The 23,707-nt window shown below is 45.0% G+C and carries 23 protein-coding genes and 4 tRNA genes; 23 read left to right on the plus strand and 4 right to left on the minus strand.

Going from position 1 to position 23,707, the window contains the following annotated elements; translation table 11 throughout:
• Positions 1–6 precede the first annotated feature (6 nt).
• Both ACTUJY_RS05610 and ygfZ read right to left on the minus strand, forming a co-directional pair.
• Entirely contained in the window at positions 7–843 is an 837-nt protein-coding gene (locus tag ACTUJY_RS05610; RefSeq protein WP_463615082.1) for an HDOD domain-containing protein, read from the minus strand.
• Positions 844–873: 30 nt separating this feature from the next.
• Positions 874–1,821, minus strand: a complete 948-nt coding sequence (ygfZ, locus tag ACTUJY_RS05615; RefSeq protein WP_463615083.1) for a CAF17-like 4Fe-4S cluster assembly/insertion protein YgfZ — start codon at positions 1,819–1,821, stop codon at positions 874–876.
• A gap of 146 nt (positions 1,822–1,967) precedes the next feature.
• Between ygfZ and ACTUJY_RS05620 the strand changes: the two genes are divergently transcribed.
• Together ACTUJY_RS05620 and ACTUJY_RS05625 are read left to right on the plus strand one after the other, a co-directional pair.
• On the plus strand, positions 1,968–2,222 hold the full coding sequence (locus ACTUJY_RS05620; protein ID WP_463615084.1) for an FAD assembly factor SdhE: 255 nt from the start codon (positions 1,968–1,970) through the stop codon (positions 2,220–2,222).
• 4 nt (positions 2,223–2,226) lie between these two features.
• On the plus strand, positions 2,227–2,679 hold the full coding sequence (locus tag ACTUJY_RS05625; RefSeq protein WP_463615085.1) for a protein YgfX: 453 nt from the start codon (positions 2,227–2,229) through the stop codon (positions 2,677–2,679).
• Here ACTUJY_RS05625 and nadB read toward each other — a convergent pair.
• Positions 2,676–4,274, minus strand: coding sequence for an L-aspartate oxidase (gene nadB, locus ACTUJY_RS05630; RefSeq protein WP_463615086.1), 1,599 nt, complete (start codon positions 4,272–4,274; stop codon positions 2,676–2,678). The genes ACTUJY_RS05625 and nadB overlap by 4 nt on opposite strands.
• A gap of 286 nt (positions 4,275–4,560) precedes the next feature.
• On the opposite strand from nadB, the gene rpoE reads away from it, so the two are divergent.
• From rpoE to acpS, 12 genes are all read left to right on the plus strand, one after another.
• Positions 4,561–5,130 (plus strand): RNA polymerase sigma factor RpoE, encoded by a 570-nt coding sequence (gene rpoE, locus ACTUJY_RS05635; RefSeq protein ID WP_463615087.1) that lies wholly within the window; start codon positions 4,561–4,563, stop codon positions 5,128–5,130.
• A 305-nt stretch (positions 5,131–5,435) separates the two neighbouring features.
• A complete protein-coding gene (locus ACTUJY_RS05640) occupies positions 5,436–6,080 on the plus strand; it encodes a sigma-E factor negative regulatory protein (RefSeq protein ID WP_463615088.1) in 645 nt (214 codons plus the stop codon).
• Between the two features lie 78 nt (positions 6,081–6,158).
• Positions 6,159–6,635, plus strand: a complete 477-nt coding sequence (locus ACTUJY_RS05645; protein ID WP_463615089.1) for a SoxR reducing system RseC family protein — start codon at positions 6,159–6,161, stop codon at positions 6,633–6,635.
• An 88-nt stretch (positions 6,636–6,723) separates the two neighbouring features.
• The gene (locus ACTUJY_RS05650) at positions 6,724–8,019 is read left to right on the plus strand and encodes a Do family serine endopeptidase (RefSeq protein WP_463615090.1); all 1,296 of its coding nucleotides are present in this window, start codon (positions 6,724–6,726) and stop codon (positions 8,017–8,019) included.
• Positions 8,020–8,148: 129 nt separating this feature from the next.
• Positions 8,149–9,951, plus strand: coding sequence for a translation elongation factor 4 (gene lepA / locus ACTUJY_RS05655; protein ID WP_463615091.1), 1,803 nt, complete (start codon positions 8,149–8,151; stop codon positions 9,949–9,951).
• 416 nt (positions 9,952–10,367) lie between these two features.
• Entirely contained in the window at positions 10,368–11,219 is an 852-nt protein-coding gene (gene lepB, locus ACTUJY_RS05660) for a signal peptidase I (RefSeq protein ID WP_463615132.1), read from the plus strand.
• Between the two features lie 41 nt (positions 11,220–11,260).
• Positions 11,261–11,620 (plus strand): DUF4845 domain-containing protein, encoded by a 360-nt coding sequence (locus ACTUJY_RS05665; protein ID WP_463615092.1) that lies wholly within the window; start codon positions 11,261–11,263, stop codon positions 11,618–11,620.
• A gap of 14 nt (positions 11,621–11,634) precedes the next feature.
• On the plus strand, positions 11,635–12,324 hold the full coding sequence (rnc, locus tag ACTUJY_RS05670; RefSeq protein WP_463615093.1) for a ribonuclease III: 690 nt from the start codon (positions 11,635–11,637) through the stop codon (positions 12,322–12,324).
• Positions 12,311–13,216 (plus strand): GTPase Era, encoded by a 906-nt coding sequence (gene era, locus ACTUJY_RS05675; protein ID WP_463615094.1) that lies wholly within the window; start codon positions 12,311–12,313, stop codon positions 13,214–13,216. Before rnc ends, era begins: the two co-directional genes overlap by 14 nt.
• A gap of 11 nt (positions 13,217–13,227) precedes the next feature.
• Positions 13,228–13,941: a DNA repair protein RecO gene (gene recO, locus ACTUJY_RS05680; RefSeq protein ID WP_463615095.1), complete on the plus strand. Its 714-nt coding sequence runs from the start codon at positions 13,228–13,230 to the stop codon at positions 13,939–13,941.
• A 51-nt stretch (positions 13,942–13,992) separates the two neighbouring features.
• The gene (gene pdxJ / locus ACTUJY_RS05685) at positions 13,993–14,733 is read left to right on the plus strand and encodes a pyridoxine 5'-phosphate synthase (RefSeq protein ID WP_463615096.1); all 741 of its coding nucleotides are present in this window, start codon (positions 13,993–13,995) and stop codon (positions 14,731–14,733) included.
• Complete coding sequence (acpS, locus tag ACTUJY_RS05690) at positions 14,724–15,104, plus strand: holo-ACP synthase (RefSeq protein ID WP_463615097.1); 381 nt, start codon at positions 14,724–14,726, stop codon at positions 15,102–15,104. Before pdxJ ends, acpS begins: the two co-directional genes overlap by 10 nt.
• A gap of 9 nt (positions 15,105–15,113) precedes the next feature.
• Here acpS and folD read toward each other — a convergent pair whose 3' ends face one another.
• Positions 15,114–15,977 carry a bifunctional methylenetetrahydrofolate dehydrogenase/methenyltetrahydrofolate cyclohydrolase FolD gene (folD, locus tag ACTUJY_RS05695; RefSeq protein WP_463615098.1) on the minus strand — a complete coding sequence of 288 codons (864 nt, stop codon included), beginning with the start codon at positions 15,975–15,977 and terminating at the stop codon, positions 15,114–15,116.
• 216 nt (positions 15,978–16,193) lie between these two features.
• On the opposite strand from folD, the gene ACTUJY_RS05700 reads away from it, so the two are divergent.
• The 9 genes from ACTUJY_RS05700 (at position 16,194) to ACTUJY_RS05740 (ending at position 23,618) form a co-directional block, all read left to right on the plus strand.
• A tRNA-Pro gene (locus ACTUJY_RS05700) sits at positions 16,194–16,270 on the plus strand.
• 37 nt (positions 16,271–16,307) lie between these two features.
• Positions 16,308–16,384, plus strand: a tRNA-Arg gene (locus ACTUJY_RS05705).
• Between the two features lie 77 nt (positions 16,385–16,461).
• Positions 16,462–16,537: transfer RNA gene (locus tag ACTUJY_RS05710), tRNA-His, on the plus strand.
• Positions 16,538–16,688: 151 nt separating this feature from the next.
• Positions 16,689–16,773 (plus strand) — tRNA-Leu (locus ACTUJY_RS05715).
• Positions 16,774–16,893: 120 nt separating this feature from the next.
• Positions 16,894–18,189: a trigger factor gene (tig, locus tag ACTUJY_RS05720; RefSeq protein WP_463615099.1), complete on the plus strand. Its 1,296-nt coding sequence runs from the start codon at positions 16,894–16,896 to the stop codon at positions 18,187–18,189.
• A 184-nt stretch (positions 18,190–18,373) separates the two neighbouring features.
• Complete coding sequence (gene clpP, locus ACTUJY_RS05725) at positions 18,374–18,988, plus strand: ATP-dependent Clp endopeptidase proteolytic subunit ClpP (protein WP_463615100.1); 615 nt, start codon at positions 18,374–18,376, stop codon at positions 18,986–18,988.
• 180 nt (positions 18,989–19,168) lie between these two features.
• Positions 19,169–20,464 carry an ATP-dependent Clp protease ATP-binding subunit ClpX gene (gene clpX / locus ACTUJY_RS05730; protein ID WP_463615101.1) on the plus strand — a complete coding sequence of 432 codons (1,296 nt, stop codon included), beginning with the start codon at positions 19,169–19,171 and terminating at the stop codon, positions 20,462–20,464.
• A gap of 134 nt (positions 20,465–20,598) precedes the next feature.
• Positions 20,599–23,013, plus strand: coding sequence for an endopeptidase La (lon, locus tag ACTUJY_RS05735; RefSeq protein WP_463615102.1), 2,415 nt, complete (start codon positions 20,599–20,601; stop codon positions 23,011–23,013).
• A 332-nt stretch (positions 23,014–23,345) separates the two neighbouring features.
• Positions 23,346–23,618: an HU family DNA-binding protein gene (locus ACTUJY_RS05740; RefSeq protein WP_463615103.1), complete on the plus strand. Its 273-nt coding sequence runs from the start codon at positions 23,346–23,348 to the stop codon at positions 23,616–23,618.
• Positions 23,619–23,707 lie beyond the last annotated feature (89 nt).

Consider the following 23,707-nt stretch of genomic DNA (forward strand, 5'->3'; position numbering starts at 1 on the left):
GCCTAGTTAACCTAAGGCACTGCGTGCTTCGTTGAGATCTTCTGCGAGCTCATCGACCTCGTGAACGTCGATTTCGGGGGACATGCCAAGTTTGGCAAAAGCAGGGATCTTGGCCCAGTCAACTTGAGCCAATGGGTGATTCGTTCCGGCGTAGGACTGTAAATTGGCTACCGTAACGAGGTCTACGTAATCGGCTGGGCCCTCGTGTTCGCGCTCAAAGTTCAAGTAACCCATGGGTACCGCAACCAGCTCTGGAGTAAAGTCCCAGGTTTTAAGAATTGCCATGCCAATTTTCGGATGCAATCGCGCAATGATTTTGTCGAGAATGCCTTCGTGCTCTAGGATATCAGGCGTATCTTCGGCACAAGTGAGAATCGGCAATGTGCCTATTTCATGTACCAGTCCGGCCAGCATGGCCTGATCGGGTTTCAGTTTGGTGTAGTGACTGGCCAATACTTGGCAGATGGACGCCACTTCAATGGAGTGCTCCCAAGTTTCGCGTAATTTCGCATCCACCTGATCATTCGTCGCCTGAAACATTTGTTCCATCGCCAGTCCAGTAGCCAGGTTTCGTACAAAGGAAATGCCCATTCGAGTGATCGCCAGTTGCAGGTTATCGACGACAACCCGCCCACGCAGTAATGGACTGTTAGCAACTTTAATAATGCGGGCCGCCAGAGCGGCATCTTTTGCGATTTCATCGGCAATTAATGCCGATGATGCCTCTGGGTTTTCTACCGCTTCACGGATGCGGAGTGCAACTTCAGGCAAGGTAGGAAGAGTCAGACGATCATTTTTTATAGCGTCCAGCAATTCGGACAAAAAGGTCTGTTCCAGGCTCATAGGCGATCTTTTAGGGTTATTGGATTATCTCTATTCATTCGGATCGGTTTGTTCAGGTAACCGCTCAAGTATCAGTATAGGACTATTTTCCTGATCACACTGAATTTTTTCCGCGTCATCAATACTGTCTTTACAAAGAGCCAGAATGGTTACGGTATTCTGGACTGTCGCCGCACATACGACCTCTCCCTGTTTTTTACCATCAGCGAGAATCGCGCTTCCAGGGTCTGGAAGTTGCGTGCACTTTTCACCGGTAAGCCGTCGAAGGTGCGATTTAAGCTTGCCTTTATAATGCATTCGAGCGACGACTTCCTGTCCTGTATAGCACCCTTTGTTGAAGCTTACCGCATTGAGCGTGGGCAAATTCAGGTTGTGTGGCAAAAAGTTATTTTGAGTGCTGGCGTACAATCGCGGTACACCGTTTAAAATTTCTCGCATTAGCCAGTGTTGATAATCATAAAATAGGATGTTGGAATCATCGATTAACTTTCGTGCATGATCAATTGGAAGTACGTGCCATTGCAATTGCTGATACCAACTTACGATGAACCCTTCATCCTGTCGAGTTTGGGTCAAAGGCTTAGAAGTGTCCATTGATTGGCTGCCTAAAACGGCCCATTGTTCACTGGCATCGTTAAGTTGTGTTTGATAAAAAACAGCAAACTTTTTTAACGTGGCAAGTGTCGAGTCGAGAATCTCGCGGGGGATGATGCAAAGGTAGTGTTCGTTATCTAAGTTCATTAGTAGGAAAAGTGACACCATTCGGCCTTGGGGGGTGCAAAGCGCTGTTATGCGCGCTTGTTTAGGCATCACCTCTTGCATGTCAGCCGTGAGCTGCCCTTGTAAAAATTTGTGGCTGTCTGGCCCCTTAATTTCAATTACACCGTATTGGGATAAGTCGTAATAACAAGGCGCGTTGTCTGGGGGGAGTTGAACAGAATGTTTTTCTGCAATTTGAGACTGCCAGGTTGTAGTCATGAAATGTCCTCGTGCCGCTTGCGTAAATCGCAAGCTTACATTAAGTTAACCTGAACTCGGGATAAGTAAAAAGCCGGAGTAAAAAGCCGAGTCTTCATCTGAGTCAGGGTTAAGTTATCAATTCAAAATTAAAGTGCATTTATTATATGACCGAAGTATTTGATCGCAAAAAAATAATCTGGAATTGCCGTCGTGGCATGCTGGAACTGGATGTGATCCTGATCCCTTTCGCGGAACAGCATTATCTGCAATTAAACGATGATCAACAACGAGACTTTGTCCGGCTACTGGATGAAGCCGATCCCGATCTGTTTAATTGGCTTATGGGACACGGGCATCCGGAAGATGAGTCTTTGGCAAGTATGATAGAACACATACGCACCACTATGAAAGTCGCCTGAGCAAATGCCTGAAAAGGGAGCGTTTTTTTTTACGGCCAAACCGGGTCAGCTGTTTTTTATTTATTTGTTTCTATTGTTGATTGCGCTTTTATTGTTGGGACTCTTGTTTCCCTGGTCGAAAAGTATTTTTTTAGGGTATGCCCTTGGAACTTTAAGTTGGTTTATATTGGTTGTTGCCAGGGCTTTTCAGCATCGTAACCGACTATATGAGTTAGCTTTTAATAACGGTATCTGGGCAATTCGACATCACAATCAGGCTGACTTTGAATTGATTAAACCGAACGAACGAACGTCTGTTTTTCCACATTGCATCATGTTGGTATATCAGGATGAATTAAACAAAACTAAGTTTCTGTTTTTTTGGATTGACGTATTGGGCGAAAGTGTTTATCGAGAGCTTTCGCGCAGGCTAAGAGAGTACTTTTTTATTAAGCGAAAGTCTCAAAGAGCCGATTAGATTTCACTTGGCCTTACTATACTGTCCTGCGCTTCAGAAAGTTTATCCGGAAAGTCGAGCGTGTAATGCAAACCTCGGCTTTCTTTGCGCATTTGAGCACATCGAATCATCAGCTCTGCCACCTGCACCAGGTTTCTTAGCTCCAACAAATCGTTCGTCACCTTAAAGTGAGCGTAGTAATCGGTGATTTCCTGCTTTAACAATTGAATGCGCCGTGCAGCTCGTTCCAAGCGTTTATTGGTACGCACAATGCCGACATAATTCCACATGACCAATCGCAATTCATGCCAGTTATGGGTGATCACAATTTGTTCATCGGAATCGGTGACCCGGCTTTCATCCCAATACGGTATTTCAACTTCCATACAAGGTTCATTAAAGTGTGCCTCGATGTCTTCCGCAGCCGATTTAGCAAATACCAGGCATTCCAACAGTGAATTACTTGCCATGCGATTGGCACCGTGTAAACCCGTACAGGCGACCTCTCCAATCGCATAAAGTCCTTTCACATCGGTACGACTTTGCAGATCCACTTTGACACCGCCACACGTGTAATGTGCGGCAGGCACCACCGGAATGGGTTCGCGAGTGATATCGATGCCGAGAGCCAGGCAACGCTGATAAATGTTTGGGAAATGGGATTGAATAAAAGCGTCGTCTTTGTGAGAAATGTCGAGATAAACGCATTCAACCCCAAGCTTTTTTATTTGATGATCAATGGCTCGCGCCACGATATCGCGCGGGGCCAGCTCGGCGCGATCATCATAGTCGGGCATGAAACGAGTGCCATCGGGACGCAGCAGGAACGCGCCTTCTCCGCGTAACGCTTCCGAAATCAAAAATGAACGAGCTTCAGCATGATACAGACACGTCGGATGAAATTGGTTAAATTCTAGGTTCTCGACACTACAACCGGCACGCCATGCCATCGCAATACCGTCGCCTGAGGCGACATCGGGGTTACTGGTATAAAGGTAAACTTTACTGGCTCCACCGGTTGCTAGAATCACGAAACGTGCTTTAAAAACATCGACATCGCGATGTTTCAGGTTGAGTGCATAGGCACCAATACAACGCTTTTCATCACTGCCGAACTTGTCGCTTGTGATGAGATCAATGGCATTGTGACTTTCAAACAACTCAATGTTGGGCTGTTGTTTTACGGCACCGACTAATGTCGTCGAAACCGCTTTACCGGTGGCGTCTGCTGAATGAATAATGCGCCTGTGACTGTGCCCACCTTCTCGAGTTAAATGATATTGCTGCTCACCTTTTTCATTTTGCTCGGTACTGAAAGCAACGCCTTTCTCTATCAGCCAGTCGATGGCTGCGCGCGAGTTTTCAACCGTATAGCGAACGGCGGCTTCATCACAGAGACCAGCGCCGGCAATCAAGGTGTCTTGAACGTGCGACTCAATACTGTCGTGCGAATCGAGAACAGCTGCAATGCCTCCTTGAGCATAAAAGGTAGAGCCTTCAGTCAATTCAGCTTTCGACAAAACGGCCACTTTACCAAGCCGACTCAAATGCAGGGCTGCGGTTAAGCCAGCTGCGCCGCTACCTATAATAAGAACATCGTGTGAATATTGCCGCATTGGCTATCCTGTTAAAGAGTGAGAGCTAAAGTCGGTGAACGTTTGAAAGTAAACCACCAAAACGATGGCCCTTTTTCGAAGAGTTAAATGCTGACTTTTCTGATTGAAAATTAAGCAAATTCAACGAATTGGGTACCCATACCGTGATTTTTGAATTATTCATCGCCATTCTGTTGCTCGATTGTCATAATTATAAAAAAAATCCGTAACTAACACGAACTTAAGTTGTGCGAATAGGTCATAAGATGTCAATGAATAACAACCTGACACTCAGAAGGAGGCTATTATGAGTGCCGGGAACGATCAGGAACTGGTAGCAAGAGTACAACAGGGCGATAAGCGTGCGTTTGATTTACTGGTAAAAAAATACCAGCACAAAATTTTTAGTTTAATTTCTCGCCTTGTGAAAGACCCAGCCGATATTGCTGATGTTGCGCAAGATGCATTTATTAAAGCTTACCGGGCGTTACCGAATTTTCGAGGCGACAGCGCTTTTTATACGTGGATTTACCGAATTGCGGTGAATACTGCGAAAAACCATTTGGTTGCTCAGGGCAGACGTCCTCCCGACTCTGACATTGATGCAGGAGAAGCCGAACAGTATAACGGTGCAGATGCACTACGCGATGTCGGCTCTCCAGAGCGCATGGCGCTCCGAGATGAATTAAAACAGCGTGTTTATGAAAGTATCGATGCGTTACCTGAAGATTTGCGTTCGGCGATTACTTTGCGAGAAATGGAAGGGATGAGTTACGAAGAGATTGCCGACGTGATGGATTGCCCAGTAGGTACGGTCCGCTCGCGAATATTTCGTGCACGAGAAGCCATCGATCGGAACATTCGTGAGCTCTTGTAGTCGAACAAACATGAGCTGTTTTTCGGGCCATTTTCGTTACTTGACCGTATAGAGTCTGAAAGGCACACTGAACGGCGTTAATGATGATGTGCTTGAGCAAAAGTTGAACTTTCTTCACGTTTTGGCGTCAAGAGCATACCGGTGATGGTTATCGTTTACTGACTGAATTTGTTTTATTGCGAAACGATGAGTAAATACTAAGGCAAACAGAATGTTCGGGTGAGCCGGTGATTAAGAATTCATTAAAAAAAGAGTTCGGGTTGATACTCAACCTGAAAAACTCGTAAATGGGGTTGGTTGAACTTATGAATCAAGATGAACTGAAACAAACGCTTTCGGCTTGGATCGATGACGAATTGACGGCATCGGTCGACTCTTCTGAAGTTTATCGAGACTGCATCGAAAGTGAAGAGGCGCGTAAATCGTTTGAGTCTTATCAAGCCATTCGGGCCTGCCTGAAAAACGAATCTTCTCCGCACTGGTATCAAGGTTTCAGTGACAAAGTGGCTGCGGCCATTGACTCGGAACCGACCGTGTTAGCGCCTCGCAGTATTAATAAGGTAAAGAAAACGTTCACTGGGTGGGCTGTTGCCGCTTCTGTCGCGTTGGCGGTCGTGTTAGGCGTACAATGGATGCCGGTTCAACATTCCGACCCTGTGTCTGGTGTTGCAGACACGACTGCTGCGCAATCAGCCAATACCATGCTTGCCGAATACCACGTGACAGAAGATGAAAAAGCGCAGCTTGATCGCATCAATAAAATTTTCAGCCAGTTTGCGCAACAACCTCAGGTTTCTGGAGCCGGAACACTTCCTTACGTCAGGCTGGTGAGTGGCGAGCAGGTAAAAACCTATCACATGACGCCTCGTCAGTTTCGCCAAGTGATGATTGAAATGGAAAAACGTAATCGCGAAGCCGAGCAAAAAGCTCGACAGGAGCTTATGCAGTAGTCGTTTTCTGGTAGCGGCTAAACTTGAGAATTATAAATTAACCTCCATTTTGGGGGTTTATTTGTTTTTGGAGCCGCTATGAATGTAACTCAACCAGCAATGGTGAAAGAAACGGTATTGGTCGTTGCAGTGGAGGCCTCGTTTGCTTGGGTTGAGTCGACCGCAAAATCAGGTTGCCAATCTTGCGAAGTAAATCAAAGTTGTGGCACCGGTGTGTTAAGTAAAGTGTTGGGGCGCCGTACCTTTTATCACAAGATTGAAAACACTTTGGATGTCAAAGTGGGTGACCAGATCGTTATTGCGGTACCACAACGAGGCGTCCTGATGGCCTCCTGGGTTATGTACGTTATCCCTTTATTGACCCTGTTTATCGCTGCTTTGATTGGCCAGTCGTTTAAATGGCAAGAAGGTTGGATTGTTTTAGCAGGGGTGTCAGGGTTAGCGTTTGGGTTTGTTTTAGCGCGTTTTTTTTCACAACAGATGGAATCCCGATCAATTACTCGTATGACAATGGTTGCTAAAGTGGAGCCAAATATGATGTTACAAATCGAATGAGACTTTTTAAATGGCATTATTGTCAGAGAAGGTTGAATTTACGTTGGTTCGTTGATTGTAAGAAATAAATGAAACAGGAGATTGAATTGTGAAGTTGGTGAAAGCATTTTCCCTGGTATTTGCGTTGATGCTTTGTGGCTATTTGCAAGCCGCATTACCTGATTTTACTCGCGTGGTCGATAAAGTTCGGGACTCTGTCGTTGTGATCAAAACGGAAGTCGAAAGTCGAGGTCGTAAGGCCACCGGTCCTTCCGGCTCCGGATTTATCATCGATAAACAAGGATATGTGTTGACCAACCGACATGTCATTCATGGTGTTGATGCCATTTATGTACAGTTGGTGAACAATAAGGTGTTTAAAGCGGAACTCTTAGGCGAGGACGAAGGTACCGATATAGCCTTGTTAAAAATCGAAGCGAAAAACCTTAAACCTGTGACGGTGGGTAATGTGGACAAGTTGAAGGTGGGGGCCTGGGTTCTGGCGTATGGTGCTCCCTTTGGATTAGAGCATACGGTTACTGCAGGCATTGTCAGTGCCAAGGGCCGCAGTTTGAGAACGGAACAATACGTACCTTTTATACAAACCGATGCGGCAGTAAATCGCGGTAACTCTGGCGGTCCTTTGTTTAATCAAGATGGCGAAGTTGTGGGTATTAATTCCCAGATTTTCAGTATGTCTGGCGGTAACATGGGGCTCGCTTTCGCTATTCCGATGGATTTGGCGATGGAAGTGGGCCAACAGCTGCGCGAACAGGGCAAGGTGAGTCGGGGCTTTTTAGGAGTGAGTTATGAAGACGTAGACTTCGAAAAGGCGGAAGCATTTGGTATGGATGAAGTACGAGGTGCCTTGATTAATTCGGTATCTCCAGACTCTCCTGCAGCTAAAGGTGATTTGCGGGTCGGTGATATTGTTTTAAAAGTGGATGGGAAAGACGTCGAAGTGGCCGCCGATTTGCCGTTCATGGTAGGTCGCATTAAACCCGGTACTGAAATTGAAATGCAGGTGCTACGCGAAGGTAAAAAAAAGGAATTGGAAATAACCGTTGGAGAGCGCGAAGGTAATCAGGTGGCGGGGCGTAGCAACCGAGAGTCACCAGGTGCTGGCCAGCTTGGTATGACGGTTGCCGAACTCGATGAGCAATTGAAGCAAGCGGCCGATGTCGGTTATGGTGTGATTGTACGACGAGTTTTCAATGGAGCTGCTCAAGATGCAGGTATTCGAGAAGGTGATATATTACAGATGCTGAATCAACAACGCATTTCCAGCGTTGATGATTATGAAAGTGCGCTAGCTGGGCTTCCTCAGGTTGGTTCAGTAGCGGTGCTTGTCGTTCGTCGAGGTTTTGGCCCACGCTTTTTAGTACTGAGGTTAGGTGAAGATTAATAGTTGCCTCTGCCTTTGTCGGGTAAAATACGGTAGAATCTGCGCCTTTTGTAGCAATCGAGCATTCTTAAGGCGCATACCTTTGAGCGCTAAGTTGCACTCAGGCAGTTATCCAGGCAAATTCAATATATGTCGTACACTCAATACATTCGTAACTTTTCGATCATTGCTCATATCGATCATGGTAAATCGACCTTATCGGATCGTTTAATTCAGTTTTGTGGCGGTCTAACCGACCGTGAAATGGCTGAACAGGTACTCGATTCTATGGATCTGGAACGTGAGCGTGGTATTACCATCAAAGCGCAGAGCGTCACTTTGGAATACACCGCTAAAGACGGCCATACCTATCAACTGAACTTTATCGATACACCAGGGCATGTTGATTTCTCCTACGAAGTGTCGCGTTCGTTAGCTGCCTGTGAAGGGGCATTATTGGTTGTGGATGCAGGACAAGGCGTAGAAGCTCAAACGGTTGCGAACTGTTACACCGCGATTGAGCAAGAGCTGGAAGTGATACCGGTATTAAATAAAATTGATTTACCGGCAGCCGATCCGGAGCGGGTCAGTCAGGAAATTGAAGATATTATCGGTATTGAGGCGATTGATGCGGTACGTTGTTCGGCGAAAACCGGGGTTGGCATTGAAGACGTTCTGGAAACCATCGTTGCAAAAGTGCCTCCAGCAAAAGGTGATGATACGGCACCATTAAAAGCGTTGATAGTTGACTCCTGGTTTGATAACTACTTGGGTGTGGTTTCACTTGTGCGTGTGATGGAAGGCACTTTAAACGCTGGTGACAAAATGCTAGTGATGTCTACGGGCAAAGCGCATTTAGTGGATCAGGTTGGCATTTTTACACCAAAACGGAAAGATACTGGTAAGTTACGTGCGGGTGAAGTGGGTTATGTGATCGCCGGCATCAAAGACATTTTGGGTGCGCCAGTGGGGGATACTTTAACGACGCTGAAAAATCCTTCAGCGGAGCGATTGCCCGGATTTAAAAAAGTGAAACCGCAAGTTTATGCTGGTTTGTTCCCGGTTTCCTCCGATGATTACGAAAGTTTCAGAGACGCACTAGGTAAGCTCAGCTTAAACGATGCTTCACTGTTTTATGAGCCGGAAAACTCCACTGCACTCGGCTTTGGCTTTCGATGCGGCTTTTTGGGCATGCTGCACATGGAAATCATCCAGGAGCGACTGGAACGTGAGTACGATCTGGACTTGATCACAACGGCACCTACGGTAGTGTTTGAAATTGTGAAAAGTGACGGTGAAGTGGTGCATGTCGACAACCCGTCTAAATTGCCAGAACCCGGTGAAGTTTCAGAAATGCGAGAGCCCATTGTTGAAGCCCATATTTTGGTGCCACAAGATTATCTCGGCAACGTTATCACGCTCTGTGTCGAAAAACGCGGTGTGCAAAAAAATATGCACTATGCCGGGAATCAGGTGCAACTCACTTATGAGTTACCGATGAATGAAGTGGTACTCGACTTTTTCGATCGTATAAAGTCGGTCAGTCGCGGTTATGCATCGCTCGATTACAACTTTGTACGCTTTCAGGCCGCTAGCTTGGCGCGCCTCGATATTCTCATCAATGGTGATAAAGTCGATGCATTGGCGATAATCGTGCATCGAGATCAAGCGTTTTATCGTGGCCGAGAATTGGTCGAAAAGATGAAAGAATTGATACCACGACAAATGTTTGAAGTGGCCATTCAGGCAGCCATTGGGAATCAAATCGTTGCACGGTCCACAGTAAAAGCGTTACGTAAAAACGTAACTGCCAAATGTTATGGTGGAGACGTCAGTCGTAAGAAAAAGCTGCTGCAAAAGCAGAAAGAAGGTAAAAAACGCATGAAGCAGGTAGGCCGGGTAGAAATACCTCAAGATGCTTTCCTCGCGGTATTGCAAGTAGGTAAAGATTAAATTTAAATCATTTTGGGACATTTATGGATTTTAAAACCACACTGATCGTTGTGTTTATCGCAACTTCCATAATCAGCGGACTCGATAAATGGGTATGGTCAAAGCAACGTCAGGACAAATTGGATCAAGCGCGACAAAAAAAGCGTAATTTAGACTATGACGTTGCTGAAAAAATTTTAAAAAAGCCCGACTGGGTCGAGTATTCAGACTCATTGTTTGTGCTCGCCTGTGTGGGAGCAATAGTTTGGTTAATGTTGCCTAACTTTGAATTGATTCTGGTCGTTGCGCTAGGCATCAGTTTTGTGATTACGTTGGTCGAAAAGTTGTATCTCGAAAAGAAAAAAAAGAAAGAAGTACAAGCTCTTTATCAACGCAATCCAAATCCTCATGAGAAAGAACTGGCTGCAGTAGAGAAAATGCCATGGTGGATCGACTATGGTTGGTCTTTCTTTCCGTTGTTGTTGATAATTGTTGGGCTGCGCTCTTTTTTCTATGAGCCTTTTAAAATTCCTTCTGGCTCGATGAAGCCGACACTGTTAGTGCATGATTTTATTTTAGTGAATAAGTACGCTTATGGTTTACGCTTACCGGTTACTAAAACCAAAATCACCGATGGTGACAAGCCCAAACGAGGTGACGTGGTGGTTTTTCGAGCGCCTCATGAACCAGAGAAAGATTACATAAAACGACTGATTGCACTACCAGGGGATAAAGTTTATTACACACCTCAGCAAGAAGTGTTTATCGAACCTAATTGTAGAACGGCTGAAGATCAACAAGAAGCTGAATCCGTTGGGTTGGTTTGCGGTGTGCGCAACCGAGTGAGCCAGCAGTTGATTGCAGCAAGAGGTTTTGAAGGCCAGGATATTTATCGGGAAAATTTAGCGGGAGTAGAGCATGACGTTCTTATTGATGGTGACATCAAAAGAACAGGACAAGATAAATACGCAAGCAACTGGCAAGATGGACTTGCCTATTACAAAGCGTTGAAGCCAGATCTTACACGCAGACAATTTCATGCAATGTCGCAATCGTATTATCACGACTGGAAAAACGGAGTGGAAGTTCCTGCTGGCAACTATTTTGTCATGGGAGATAATCGTAATGGCAGTAGTGATGCACGTTACTGGGGCTTTGTACCCGAAGAAAAAATGGTAGGAAAAGCTGAAGCGGTTTGGTTGCACCTTGGGTTTGGGTTGGCTGAGACCGGTTTGCTTAGTTATATCCCGACTTCAGTCGATTTTGGCCGTGTTGGAGCGATTCAGTAAACCTATACTACAATAACACTCATTAACCGAGGAGGCTTCTCATGTATCACAAGCAAAAAGGCGCAACATTTTGGCAATGGTTGATTGTTGGCGGAATGGCTGGCGTTTTTATTTATGTTGGATTAATGATGACGCCCGTTTACATGGAAAACATGAGTGTAAAAAAAGCACTGAACAATCTTGATGAGGTTGGTGGCAGCAAACTGACGAAAAACGATATAACTAAACGAATTATGTCGCAATTTCAAATTGATCAGGTGTCACGAGCCACAAAAGATGACATTAAATTTAAACCTTTACGTGGCAATAAACTGGAAGTTTCCATTCATTACGATGTGAAAGTTCATTTGGTTGGTAACCTGTATGTGTTGGCCGAGTTTCGAAATAGCAAAGTGTTATAGATCGAGTATTTTTCATGTGGCAACAACAGGCAATTGAAAACCTACAAAAAAAAATTCAATATATTTTTAACCAGCCTGAGTTATTAAAACAGGCATTGACCCATCGTTCGGCTAAAGGCGCTCATAATGAGCGCCTTGAGTTTTTAGGGGACAGCGTTCTCGGATTTGTAACAGCAGCAAAGCTTTATCAGTTGTTTCCAAAAGCGGATGAAGGGCAATTGACGCGATTGCGTGCGAGGTTGGTTAAAGAAAAAACGCTTGCAGAAATTGCTAACGAACTGGAGCTTGGCGAGTTACTCAAATTGGGTGGCGGTGAATTAAAAAGTGGTGGGTATCGTCGCGCTTCGATTTTATCGGATGCATTCGAAGCCATCTTAGGTGCGGTTTATCTTGACAGCGGTATTAAGTCAGCGCAAAGCGTGATCTTGCATCTGTACGATCTACGCTATCAATCATTGTCGCTCGATAAAGCAGAAAAAGATCCGAAAACACGATTACAAGAATGGCTGCAAAGCCGCAAGAAAGACCTACCTGAGTATCAGGTCACTCGGTCTGAAGGAAAAGATCATAACAAAGTTTATTGGGTCAATTGCTCGGTGAAAGAGCCGGCATTATCCAGTGAAGGTAATGGCAGCAGTCGTCGAAAGGCAGAACAAGCCGCAGCAACCAAAATGTTGGAGCAATTAGCAAATGTCGGAAAGTGAAGTGTCGCGCTGCGGTTATGTAGCGATTCTGGGGCGTCCCAATGTCGGTAAATCCACTTTACTGAACCGATTATTAGGCCAAAAAATAAGTATAACATCGAAAAAACCACAAACTACGCGTCACCGAATTTTAGGTATCGATACTCAGGGTAGTACACAAATTATTTTTGTTGATACCCCGGGATTGCATGTCAATGAAGCGCGCGCAATTAACCGACTCATGAACCGAGCAGCCAGCTCATCTTCTCAAGAAGTGGATATAAACTTATTAGTTGTTGATGGAACGCTTTGGAATCAAGACGATGACCTAGCGTTAGATTTTGTAAAAAAGGCGAAAGCTCCAGCAATTCTCTTCGTTAATAAAATCGATAATGTGAAAGACAAAACATTGTTGTTACCCCATTTGCAAAAACTCTCATCAGAGTTTGAGTTTATCGAAGTGATTCCTGGTTCGGCGGAAAAGGGCGATAATGTAGAATTGTTACGACAGAAGTTGTTTCAATTGATGCCGGAAGGCACTCACTTTTTTCCGGAAGATTTTGTGACGGATCGCAGCCAACGTTTTATGGCGGCTGAAATTATTCGTGAAAAACTGATGCGCAATTTGGGGAACGAATTGCCTTATTCGGTAACGGTTGAAATTGAAAAATTTGAGTTCGATGAAAAAGGTATTATACACGTGAATGGATTGATCCTGGTTGAGCGTAAAGGACAAAAAGCCATTATTATTGGAAACAAAGGTGAAAAATTAAAAGTGGTCGGTCGTGACGCGCGAGTAGAAATGGAGCACATGTTTGGTGCGAAAGTGTTTTTGCAAACCTGGGTAAAAGTAAAAGACAACTGGGCCGATGATGAGCGCGCACTTAAATCGCTGGGTTACGACGAATTTTGATGTGAGTTAGCATGTCGAAACTGACATTGCCGCTGATTGTGTTGCACACCAGGGCTTATCGGGAAACCAGTTTAATTGTTGATGCCTTTTCCGAGAGTCATGGACGTATTCCCTTGGTTGCAAAAGGTGCTCGCAAACAAAATAAAAGTCAGTTGCGTGCCATGCTTCAAATGAGTTCCGAGATTGAAGCCACTCTTTCCGGTAGTTCGGAGCTAAGAAATTTGGTAGAAGCCGATTCAATTCAATCTCCAGGGACATTTTGCGGTGAAGATTATGCGCTCGCGTGTTATGTCAGTGAGTTATTATTGAGAGTAACGCAACCCTGGGACCCCATCTCTGAATTGTATTCTGTTGTTAGAGACTGTTTTCATTCATTCGTTTCACAACAGGATAAGTTGTTTCATTTGCGACATTTAGAATGGCGATTGATAGAAAGCCTGGGTGTGAGTATCGACTTTGAGAATGATCGAAATGGCATTGCTATCGATCCAGATGCGTTATATCAATTGCAGCATCGAGAAGGGTTTGTTCGTAACCAGTCCATTGGCGAGTTAGCTTCGGGTTATTCAGGTAAAATATTGCTGAAGATTGAACAAGGTTTATGGCAAAGTGATGACGTTTTAACTGCCTTAAAGCGTATCAACCGACACTTGCTGCAACCGTTTTTGGGGCATCGACCTATGAAAAGTCGCGAGTTATGGCGACAGTGGCATCGACACCAATAAAACGCTATTCTTGCGAGTTAATTACCAGAACCCATTATGTCAGGAACTTTAATGCGAAACCCCATTCTTTTAGGTGTGAATATCGATCACGTTGCAACACTTCGAAATGCACGAGGAACGATTTATCCCGAGCCGGTAACCGCCGCTGCAATTGCGGAGCAAGCCGGAGCCGATGGTATCACGATTCATTTACGTGAAGATCGACGTCATATTGTTGATCGTGATGTGTTTACTCTTAAGGAAACTCTTCAAACACGAATGAATCTGGAAATGGCCGTAACCGAAGAAATGCTTACGATCGCGGAAAAAGTTAAACCGCATTATGTTTGTTTGGTTCCAGAAAAACGTGAAGAACTGACCACTGAAGGCGGCCTTGATGTGGTAGGAAATGAAAATAAAATTAAAACCGCATGCGAACGTATGGCGCAAGCGGGTATTCAGGTGTCGCTTTTTATCGATGCTGAATTATCACAAATTGATGCCGCTAAACGTTGTGGTGCACCGCTGATTGAGTTACACACAGGCGCCTTTGCGGATGCGACATCCGAAAGCGCAGCTGCAGAAGAGCTGAGGCGAATAAAAAAAGGAGCTGCACACGCGCATGAACAGGGTATTCAGGTGAATGCTGGCCATGGGTTGCATTATCACAATGTTCAGCCGGTGGCGATGATCCCAGAAGTAATAGAGTTGAACATTGGTCATGCCATAATTGCACGAGCAGTATTTAGTGGTCTGGATAATGCCGTCAAAGAAATGAAGCGTTTAATGGTTGAGGCTCGGCAATGGCCATAGTTGGAATAGGTACCGATATTGTCGAAATTCAGCGTATCGAAAAATCTTTCGGTAAATTTGGCAATAAATTCGCTCAGCGCATCCTTTCCGAGCCGGAGTTGCAGAGTAAAAGCTTTCAGTTTCAGCCAGCGCATTATTTAGCCAAGCGATTTGCTGCGAAAGAAGCGATTATGAAAGCATTGGGAACGGGGTTAGCTAAAGGGATTCGGTTTGATGACTTTACGGTACTGAATGATGAAAGTGGTAAACCCTTTGTTGAGGTATCCGGTAAAGCTTTGGAGCGAATGCATGAGCTTGGGATCAAGCATCTACACATTAGTATTTCCGATGAAAAAAAACAGGCGATAGCTTTCGCTATTGCCGAAAACTAAATACTTCCTTTAAATTTCACCCTTCTCGGCTATTTCTGCAGCGATTAACGTATTTTCCATTAACGAGGCTACCGTCATTGGACCTACACCGCCAGGCACTGGTGTGATCCAGCTGGCACGTTCAGCGGCTTTTTCAAAGTTTACGTCACCAACAATACTGCCGTCTTCAAGCCGGTTGATACCCACATCAACAACGATTGCTCCCGGTTTTATCCACTCACCTTTGACAATGCCCGGTTTTCCGACGGCAACAACGACTAGATCAGCATTGGCCAAATGTTCTTTTAGATCGCGAGTAAAGCGGTGTGTGATGGTTACGGTACAACCTTTAATCAGTAATTCCAGTGCCATTGGACGACCGACTATATTGGACGCACCAACCACACAGGCATTCATACCGCGGATTTCTACATCCAATGAGTCGAGTAATGTGATGATGCCTTTTGGGGTGCAAGAGCGCAGTAAAGGGTTGCGTTGCACCAGCCGACCCAGATTAAAAGCGTGGAAGCCATCGACGTCTTTCTCGGGAACAATATGTTCTAACATCTTATTGGAATTGATGTGCGCGGGAATGGGCAATTGTAACAACACGCCGTGAATCGTGGGATCTGCATTCAGCTCATCTATCGCTTCGAGTAGCTCTGCTTCGCTTGTCGTTTCTGGCAACTCTATTTTTTTTGAGAAAAAGCCGATTTCTTCGCAGGCCTGAACTTTCTTATTTACATAAATGCTTGATGCTGGGTCATTACCTACCAAAATCACGGCGAGCCCGGGGCGGGTACGACCGTTTTCGACCCTCTCTTTTACCTGCTGCTGAATCGACTCGCGAAGGGCTGCGGCAACGGCTTTACCATCAATAATTTGTGCTGTCATAAGAGTTGGATGTCCAGTAATTAACCGAATCACATTATAATAGTCGGATCTATCCGCCTTTTTCAGGTGGATAGCAGAGCTGGTTATTTTCTCAAGAAAATGATTGAGTTAAAAGCCCGAAAAATCGTTGAAGAAAATCTTTTTGCTTATTGACGGCTTACAGTGAAATCAGTATTATGCGCGCTCTTTGCAGGGCATTGCCCTTGTAATGATATTCGGGGAATAGCGCAGTCTGGTAGCGCGCCTGCTTTGGGTGCAGGATGTCGGGGGTTCGAATCCCTCTTCCCCGACCAGTTTTTATGTGCTTCTGTTGGCCTTAGGTTGCATTTAGCGCCCGTAGCTCATTTGGATAGAGCAACGGCCTTCTAAGCCGTGGGTAGCAGGTTCGAATCCTGCCGGGCGTGCCAATATTCTGCTATTATTGGTCGTCGGCCCAGGAAACGAACTTCAGCCAGCGCTGAAAAGAGCACCAGAACGATTTATGGTGGGTGTAGCTCAGTTGGTAGAGCCCCGGATTGTGATTCCGGTTGTCGTGGGTTCAAGTCCCATCATCCACCCCAGATTTTTCTGAATAATCCTAATTAAGAAATGACCGAAATTTCGATTCGGCGAGTGGATTATTAAGACGACCATGTAGGGTGGTGTAGCGTAAGGACTGAAACCACAGAGCCAATACTTCATCATATCTGGGTCTGGGACATATAAGAAAACGCGAAAGTGGTGGAATTGGTAGACACGCTGGATTTAGGTTCCAGTGCCGCGAGGCGTGAGAGTTCGAGTCTCTCCTTTCGCACCAGTTTTCTTAGTTCTAACTTGCCGTACACTCCCCGCATAGGAAATACAATGGATAGCCTAGTAGCTGCTTGTTAAAGCGGCTTTTTTGCTATTTTCTGTTTGAACTTTTTGGAGTATTGCAATGCAAGTTTCAGTAGAAACCACATCAGCTCTTGAGCGTAAATTAACGGTTAGCGTGCCTGCCGAAAGTGTGGATACTGAAGCGCAAAAGCGCTTACAACAGCTGGCCCGTAACGTAAAACTGAATGGTTTTCGTCCGGGTAAAGTCCCATTTAAAGTCGTGAAAAAACGTTTTGGTGACAGTGTTCGTCAAGAAGTCATCGGCGAAGTGATGCAGCAATATTTCTATCGTGCAATCATTCAGGAAAAAATCACTCCTGCCGGTGCACCTTTTGTTGAGCCGGTGAAAAATGAAGAAGGTCAGGATTTCGAGTTTATTGCAACTTTCGAAGTGTATCCTGAAGTTGAAGTTAAAGACTTATCCGATATCACCATCGAAAAATTCTCGGCCGAAGTTACCGACGACGATTTAAACGATATGTTGGATACACTTCGAGAGCAACGTGCGAACTGGGTTGAAGTAAAGCGTAAAGCCAAAGAAGGCGATCAGGTTGTTATCGATTTTGTTGGCAGTGTTGATGGTGAAGAGTTCGCCGGTGGTAAAGCTGAAAATCATCCGCTGGAACTAGGTTCGGGTTCTATGATCCCCGGCTTTGAAGAACAATTGATCGACGCAAAAGCGGGCGATGAAGTGGAAGTGAAAGTGACTTTCCCAGAAGATTACCATGCCAAAGATCTGGCTGGCAAAGAAGCTGTTTTTCAAACCAAGGTGCATAAAGTAAACAAAAAAGAATTGCCGAAAGTTGGTGAGTTAGCCGAAGCACTGGGTGTTGACGATGGTAACATTAATAAAATGAAAGACGATGTTCGTGCGAATATGGAGCGCGAGCTGAAAAATGCGTTGAATGCCAAAGTGAAAAATCAAGTGATGGACGCATTAATCAACGCTCACGAAGTTGAAGTTCCTAAGTCAGCGATTGACTCAGAAATCGATGCCATGCGTAAGCAGATGATCCAACAATACGGTGGTAATGAAGATATGGCGTCTAGTTTGCCTGCATCTATGTTTGAAGAGCAAGCGACTCGGCGCGTTAAGCTGGGATTGATTATCGGTAGTGTAATCAATGCCAAAGAGTTGAAAGCTGATGAAGAAAGCATCGACAAGCAATTGAATGAAATGGCATCGGTTTATGAGCAACCTGAAGAAGTCATTGAGTGGTATAAAGCCGATAAATCTCGCTTGTCGCAAATTGAGCAGTTGGTATTAGAGCAAAAAGTAGTCGACAGTGTGTTAGCGGAAGCTAAAGTTGAAGACAAAGTGACGACTTTCAAGGAGATTATGAACCAGAAAGATTAATCTCTTCTAGCAATGGACGGCGTGAAACCACCTAAGTGGTTAATATCTCAGTAAAAAAACATTCAAGCCCGGAGCCAATACTGCTATAGTTCAGGTTTCGGGCTTTTTTTATTTTTCGGTGGTAGCTTATGGGATATCGAATCGTCACCATAACTGCTTGACCGACTGACTAACAGGAGAAGTCATGCTGGACACCAAACAACTGGAAACTGCAGCAACTTTAGTTCCTATGGTAGTAGAGCAAACTGCCAAAGGTGAACGCTCATACGACATCTATTCTCGATTATTAAAAGAACGCGTTATTTTTCTTGTTGGCCCGGTCGAAGACCATATGGCAAACCTCGTTGTGGCCCAGCTTTTGTTTCTTGAATCGGAAAATCCAGAAAAAGATGTGTTCCTCTACATTAATTCGCCTGGAGGGTCGGTAACGGCCGGAATGTCCATCTACGATACCATGCAGTTTATTAAACCCGATGTTAGTACGTTGTGTATTGGTCAGGCTTGCAGTATGGGGGCCTTTTTACTTGCGGGAGGCGCAAAAGAAAAGCGATTTGCATTGCCTAACTCTCGGGTCATGATTCACCAGCCGTTAGGCGGATTTCAGGGGCAGGCTTCGGATATTGAGATCCATGCCAAAGAAATTCTGAAAATGCGTGCTACATTAAATGAGATATTAGCGCACCATACCGGGCGCGATATGGCGGATATCGAAAAAGATACAGATCGAGATAATTTCATGAGTGCGGAGCAAGCGGCAGAGTACGGAATCATCGATAAAGTGCTCAGTAGCCGCAACTAAAATAATAAATATTGTCGACTTATAGCAATGGGCTATAAGTCGCTTTTTTTCAGCGGTCTGACCTGAATGGAAATTAGGATAAAACGGTAAAAAAGGCTAACATATAAGGTAGATCGGCTTAAACGATATCGAGAATTACGCTCTCTATCGTTGTGTGTTAACCGAATTCGAGGATAGTTCATGAGTGATAAAAAAGGCACTGGCGGAAAAGACGACAGCGGTAAACTGCTGTATTGCTCTTTCTGCGGCAAAAGTCAGCATGAAGTGCGAAAGCTGATTGCTGGGCCTTCAGTATTTATATGCGATGAGTGCGTTGAACTGTGCAACGATATCATTCGCGAAGAAGTTGAAGACATTGTTCAAGAGTCCGAAGGTGTCAAATTACCGACACCAGAAGAAATTAACGACATTCTGAATGAATACGTTATTGGTCAATCGCAAGCAAAGAAAGTTCTTTCTGTTGCGGTTTACAATCACTATAAGCGTTTGAACTCTAATACTTCATCTAAGACCGAAGAAGTGGAGCTGGGTAAGAGTAATATTCTCCTCGTTGGGCCGACGGGAAGTGGTAAAACCCTCCTGGCAGAAACATTGGCACGACTGCTGAACGTACCGTTTACGATTGCCGATGCGACGACTTTAACCGAAGCCGGTTATGTGGGTGAAGATGTTGAGAATATTATTCAAAAGCTGTTACAACGTTGCGATTACGATGTAGAAAAAGCTCAACAAGGCATTGTATACATTGATGAAATTGACAAGATTTCACGCAAAGCCGATAACCCTTCCATCACGCGAGACGTATCTGGAGAAGGGGTTCAACAGGCTTTGCTAAAGTTGATCGAAGGTACGGTCGCGTCAGTACCTCCTCAGGGTGGACGTAAGCATCCACAGCAAGAGTTTTTACAAGTCGATACTCGTAACATTCTGTTTATTTGCGGTGGTGCATTTGCTGGACTCGATAAGGTCATACGTGATCGTTCTGAAAAAAGCGGTATCGGCTTTGGTGCGGAAGTTCGTGCGAAAGATGACAGTAAAAATGTGGGTGAAGTATTGCGTGAAGTTGAACCGGATGATCTTGTGAAATATGGATTAATTCCGGAGTTTGTGGGCCGATTACCTATAGTGGCCACGCTCGAAGAGTTGGACGAAGAGGCATTAGTCCGAATTTTGAAAGAGCCCAAAAATGCACTTACCAAGCAATATTGTCGGCTGTTTGATATGGAAGACGTGGTGCTGGAATTCCGTGAAGATGCGCTTAAAGCGGTTGCTCGTAAAGCCATGGACCGACGTACGGGAGCTCGAGGTTTACGCTCTATCATGGAAAAAGTATTGCTCGACACCATGTATAAGCTCCCTTCGATGGAAAGCGTATCCAAAGTTGCCATCGATCAAGCCGTCGTCGAAGGAGAGTCTGAACCGCTGTTAATATTTGAAAACGAAACTGCGAGTAAAGCGGCTTCGTCTGATAAGTAGTATCATCAAGGGAGTTTGCATGATTAAGGGTCAGCTTGCTGGCCCTTTTTTGTATCTCAAAAACGATATTGCATTTGAATACTGTTGCAATAGCCCCATATAGATAAGCACATTTACAAGAATTGGCAGAAGTTATGTCTGAAGATACCCGAAAAGTCAGTGCCCGTTTGCCGGTACTTCCATTGCGCGATGTAGTGGTTTTTCCTCACATGGTGATCCCTTTGTTCGTGGGGCGCAGTAAATCCATTGAAGCGTTAGAACAAGCCAGTCTCGGCGAGTCGCGACATATTCTGTTGCTGGCCCAGAAAGAAGCAGCGACGGATTCGCCCGAACAGTCTGATATTTATACGATTGGTTGTGTCGCGAAAATTTTACAAATGTTGCGTTTGCCGGATGGTAACGTCAAGGTTTTGGTGGAAGGACAGTTCCGAGCAAAAGTGACGCAATTTGAAGAAAGCCGTTGTTTGATGGCGGAAACCGAGTTATTGCCTGACGTCACCCCCGATCCCGTGGAAGGTGAAGCAATGGCGCGTTCTGCGACTGAGCTGTTCGAAAGTTACATTAAGCTGAATAAAAAAATCCCGCCTGAAATATTGTCTGCTTTATCGAGCATTTCAGACATCACCCGCCTCACCGATACTATCGCTTCACACTTGTCGTTGAAAGTTGATGAAAAGCAGAAAATTCTCGAAATTGACGATGTGAAAGAACGTTTAGAACATTTGATGGGATTAATGGAAGGCGAAATTGACGTTTTGAATGTTGAAAAACGCATTCGTGGTCGTGTCAAAAAGCAAATGGAACGCAGTCAACGTGAGTATTATCTCAACGAACAGATGAAGGCCATCCAGAAAGAGTTGGGGGATGGTGACGATTCCAGCAAAGAAATCAGCGAGCTGGAAGAAAAAATCAAAGCCGCTAATATGCCGCAAGAAGCGCTGGAGAAGACAGAAGCTGAGCTGAGAAAGTTGAAGTTGATGTCACCTATGTCGGCTGAAGCGACCGTGGTTCGGGGGTATATCGATTGGATGATCAGTGTGCCTTGGAGCAAACGAGGTGAAATTAAAAAAGACTTGGCAGGAGCTGAACAAATTCTTGAAGACGATCATTATGGATTAAAGGAAGTGAAAGAACGCATTCTGGAATACCTCGCGGTTCAGCAGAGAAAAGACAAAATCAAAGGCCCAGTGCTGTGTTTGGTCGGACCGCCAGGGGTCGGTAAGACTTCATTGGGACGATCGATAGCGAAGGCAACAGGTCGTGAGTACATTAGAGTGTCCCTTGGCGGAGTTCGTGATGAAGCCGAGATCCGTGGGCACCGACGCACCTATATTGGCTCCATGCCCGGTAAAATTATCCAGAAAATGAGCAAAGTTGGCGTGAAAAACCCGTTGTTCTTGCTGGATGAAATCGACAAAATGGCATCGGATATGCGTGGTGATCCTTCTTCAGCGCTACTTGAGGTATTAGATCCGGAGCAGAACAATAGCTTTAACGATCATTATCTTGAGGTAGATTATGATCTGTCCGAAGTCATGTTTGTTTGTACCGCGAACTCCATGAACATACCAGAGCCACTGCTTGACCGGATGGAAGTGATCCGTATTCCTGGATATACGGAAGACGAAAAACTGGCGATCGCTGAAAAATATTTGGCCCCCAAACAACTTGATAACGCAGGCTTGAAGGACGAAGAGCTCGTCATTCAAAAAAGTGCCATTCGGAAAATGATCCAGCACTATACCCGAGAAGCCGGTGTCAGAAACCTTGAACGAGAAATTGCGAAAGTTTGTCGTAAAGTTGTAAAGCAATTGACCTTTAAGCCACGTGATAAAAAAATGTTGATCAGCGATCGCAATGTTGGCAAATTTCTTGGTGTTGAGAAATACGATTACGGCAAAAAGTCTGAAGAGCATCGCGTTGGGCAGGTGACGGGGTTGGCCTGGACTCAGGTTGGTGGTGACTTGCTGACGATCGAAGCCGTCGCGACGGCAGGTAAAGGCAATACTCTATTTACCGGGCATTTAGGTGAGGTAATGCAGGAGTCTATAAAGGCCGCTATGACCGTGGTTCGCAGTCGTGCGGATCGCTTGGGAATCGCTAAAGACTTCTATGAAAAAGTGGATATTCATGTGCATGTGCCGGAAGGAGCCACACCTAAAGACGGTCCCAGTGCGGGAATAGGTATGTGTACAGCATTGGTCTCTGCGTTAACCGGGATCCCTGTATTATCAGAAGTAGCAATGACCGGAGAAATAACGTTACGAGGAGAAGTGTTACGGATCGGCGGGTTAAAGGAAAAATTGTTAGCGGCTCACCGCGGTGGTATTCGAAAGGTGGTGATTCCGAAAGACAATACCCGTGATTTGGAAGAAATACCGCAAAATATTATTGGTGATTTGGAAATTACTCCCGTGCAATGGATCGACCAAGTGTTGGAAGTTGCATTGGTCAACCCTCCGGTTACATTAGAGGGGAAAGGTGAAGTGACTGCGGATCCAGTGTTAACAAAGGACGAAAACGCCAATACATTGAATCAAGCTCACTGATCACTGGCTCAAGTAAACGCTATCAATCATTTGCGGTTGGTGGCGTTTTATTTCTTTACGCAATATTTCAATTTCAAAAAATGATATCCGTCTTGCGGATACAATCGTTATCAAGCTTTAAACTCGAAAAATGAGCAATTGTTCAAAGAATCTGCGAGTATGGAGAAAAAATAAGCGCAAGGCCGCATAAATACTGGGATCTTTCCGAAAGTTGCTTGACAGCTATTTTGCCCAGTTGGTATAAAGTTCGCTCGCACATCTGCTGGCAGAGTATAAAGTGAAGAATACGTCTGTTTGCAATCAACCACACAACAATTACAAGGGGAAGTTGAGTGAATAAATCAGAATTGATTGATGCTATTGCATCGGGAGCCGATATTTCTAAAGCCGCAGCCGGACGAGCTCTTGATGCCACTCTGGATGCAATTACCGAAACATTACGTAAAGGCGATCAAGTTGCTTTGGTCGGTTTTGGTACTTTTAGTGTTAAACAGCGTGCTGCGCGTACTGGCTTAAACCCACAAACCAAAGAAAAAATTGAAATACCTGCTGCAACAGTTCCTGCATTTAAAGCTGGTAAAGCATTAAAAGACGCGGTAAACTAGCGCGCCCTTTCTGGAGGGAAATAGGTTGTAGGCCGTTGAAAGAGATACTTGTCCCTTTCTAACAAAATTCTACATCAAGCTCTTTGAAA

Source organism: Pleionea sp. WD8-19 (assembly GCF_055326765.1).

Bases quoted from the DNA above. Each gene is read 5' to 3' on its own strand.
- lon (WP_463615102.1), top strand. From the start codon at position 20,599: ATGTCTGAAGATACCCGAAAAGTCAGTGCCCGTTTGCCGGTACTTCCA.
- ACTUJY_RS05620 (WP_463615084.1), top strand. From the start codon at position 1,968: ATGACCGAAGTATTTGATCGCAAAAAAATAATCTGGAATTGCCGTCGT.
- ACTUJY_RS05645 (WP_463615089.1), top strand. From the start codon at position 6,159: ATGAATGTAACTCAACCAGCAATGGTGAAAGAAACGGTATTGGTCGTT.
- ACTUJY_RS05640 (WP_463615088.1), top strand. From the start codon at position 5,436: ATGAATCAAGATGAACTGAAACAAACGCTTTCGGCTTGGATCGATGAC.
- folD (WP_463615098.1), bottom strand. From the start codon at position 15,977: ATGACAGCACAAATTATTGATGGTAAAGCCGTTGCCGCAGCCCTTCGC.
- era (WP_463615094.1), top strand. From the start codon at position 12,311: ATGTCGGAAAGTGAAGTGTCGCGCTGCGGTTATGTAGCGATTCTGGGG.
- acpS (WP_463615097.1), top strand. From the start codon at position 14,724: ATGGCCATAGTTGGAATAGGTACCGATATTGTCGAAATTCAGCGTATC.
- rpoE (WP_463615087.1), top strand. From the start codon at position 4,561: ATGAGTGCCGGGAACGATCAGGAACTGGTAGCAAGAGTACAACAGGGC.
- lepB (WP_463615132.1), top strand. From the start codon at position 10,368: ATGCCATGGTGGATCGACTATGGTTGGTCTTTCTTTCCGTTGTTGTTG.
- pdxJ (WP_463615096.1), top strand. From the start codon at position 13,993: ATGCGAAACCCCATTCTTTTAGGTGTGAATATCGATCACGTTGCAACA.
- ygfZ (WP_463615083.1), bottom strand. From the start codon at position 1,821: ATGACTACAACCTGGCAGTCTCAAATTGCAGAAAAACATTCTGTTCAA.
- rnc (WP_463615093.1), top strand. From the start codon at position 11,635: ATGTGGCAACAACAGGCAATTGAAAACCTACAAAAAAAAATTCAATAT.
- tig (WP_463615099.1), top strand. From the start codon at position 16,894: ATGCAAGTTTCAGTAGAAACCACATCAGCTCTTGAGCGTAAATTAACG.
- lepA (WP_463615091.1), top strand. From the start codon at position 8,149: ATGTCGTACACTCAATACATTCGTAACTTTTCGATCATTGCTCATATC.
- clpP (WP_463615100.1), top strand. From the start codon at position 18,374: ATGCTGGACACCAAACAACTGGAAACTGCAGCAACTTTAGTTCCTATG.
- ACTUJY_RS05610 (WP_463615082.1), bottom strand. From the start codon at position 843: ATGAGCCTGGAACAGACCTTTTTGTCCGAATTGCTGGACGCTATAAAA.
- ACTUJY_RS05625 (WP_463615085.1), top strand. From the start codon at position 2,227: ATGCCTGAAAAGGGAGCGTTTTTTTTTACGGCCAAACCGGGTCAGCTG.
- ACTUJY_RS05665 (WP_463615092.1), top strand. From the start codon at position 11,261: ATGTATCACAAGCAAAAAGGCGCAACATTTTGGCAATGGTTGATTGTT.
- clpX (WP_463615101.1), top strand. From the start codon at position 19,169: ATGAGTGATAAAAAAGGCACTGGCGGAAAAGACGACAGCGGTAAACTG.
- nadB (WP_463615086.1), bottom strand. From the start codon at position 4,274: ATGCGGCAATATTCACACGATGTTCTTATTATAGGTAGCGGCGCAGCT.
- recO (WP_463615095.1), top strand. From the start codon at position 13,228: ATGTCGAAACTGACATTGCCGCTGATTGTGTTGCACACCAGGGCTTAT.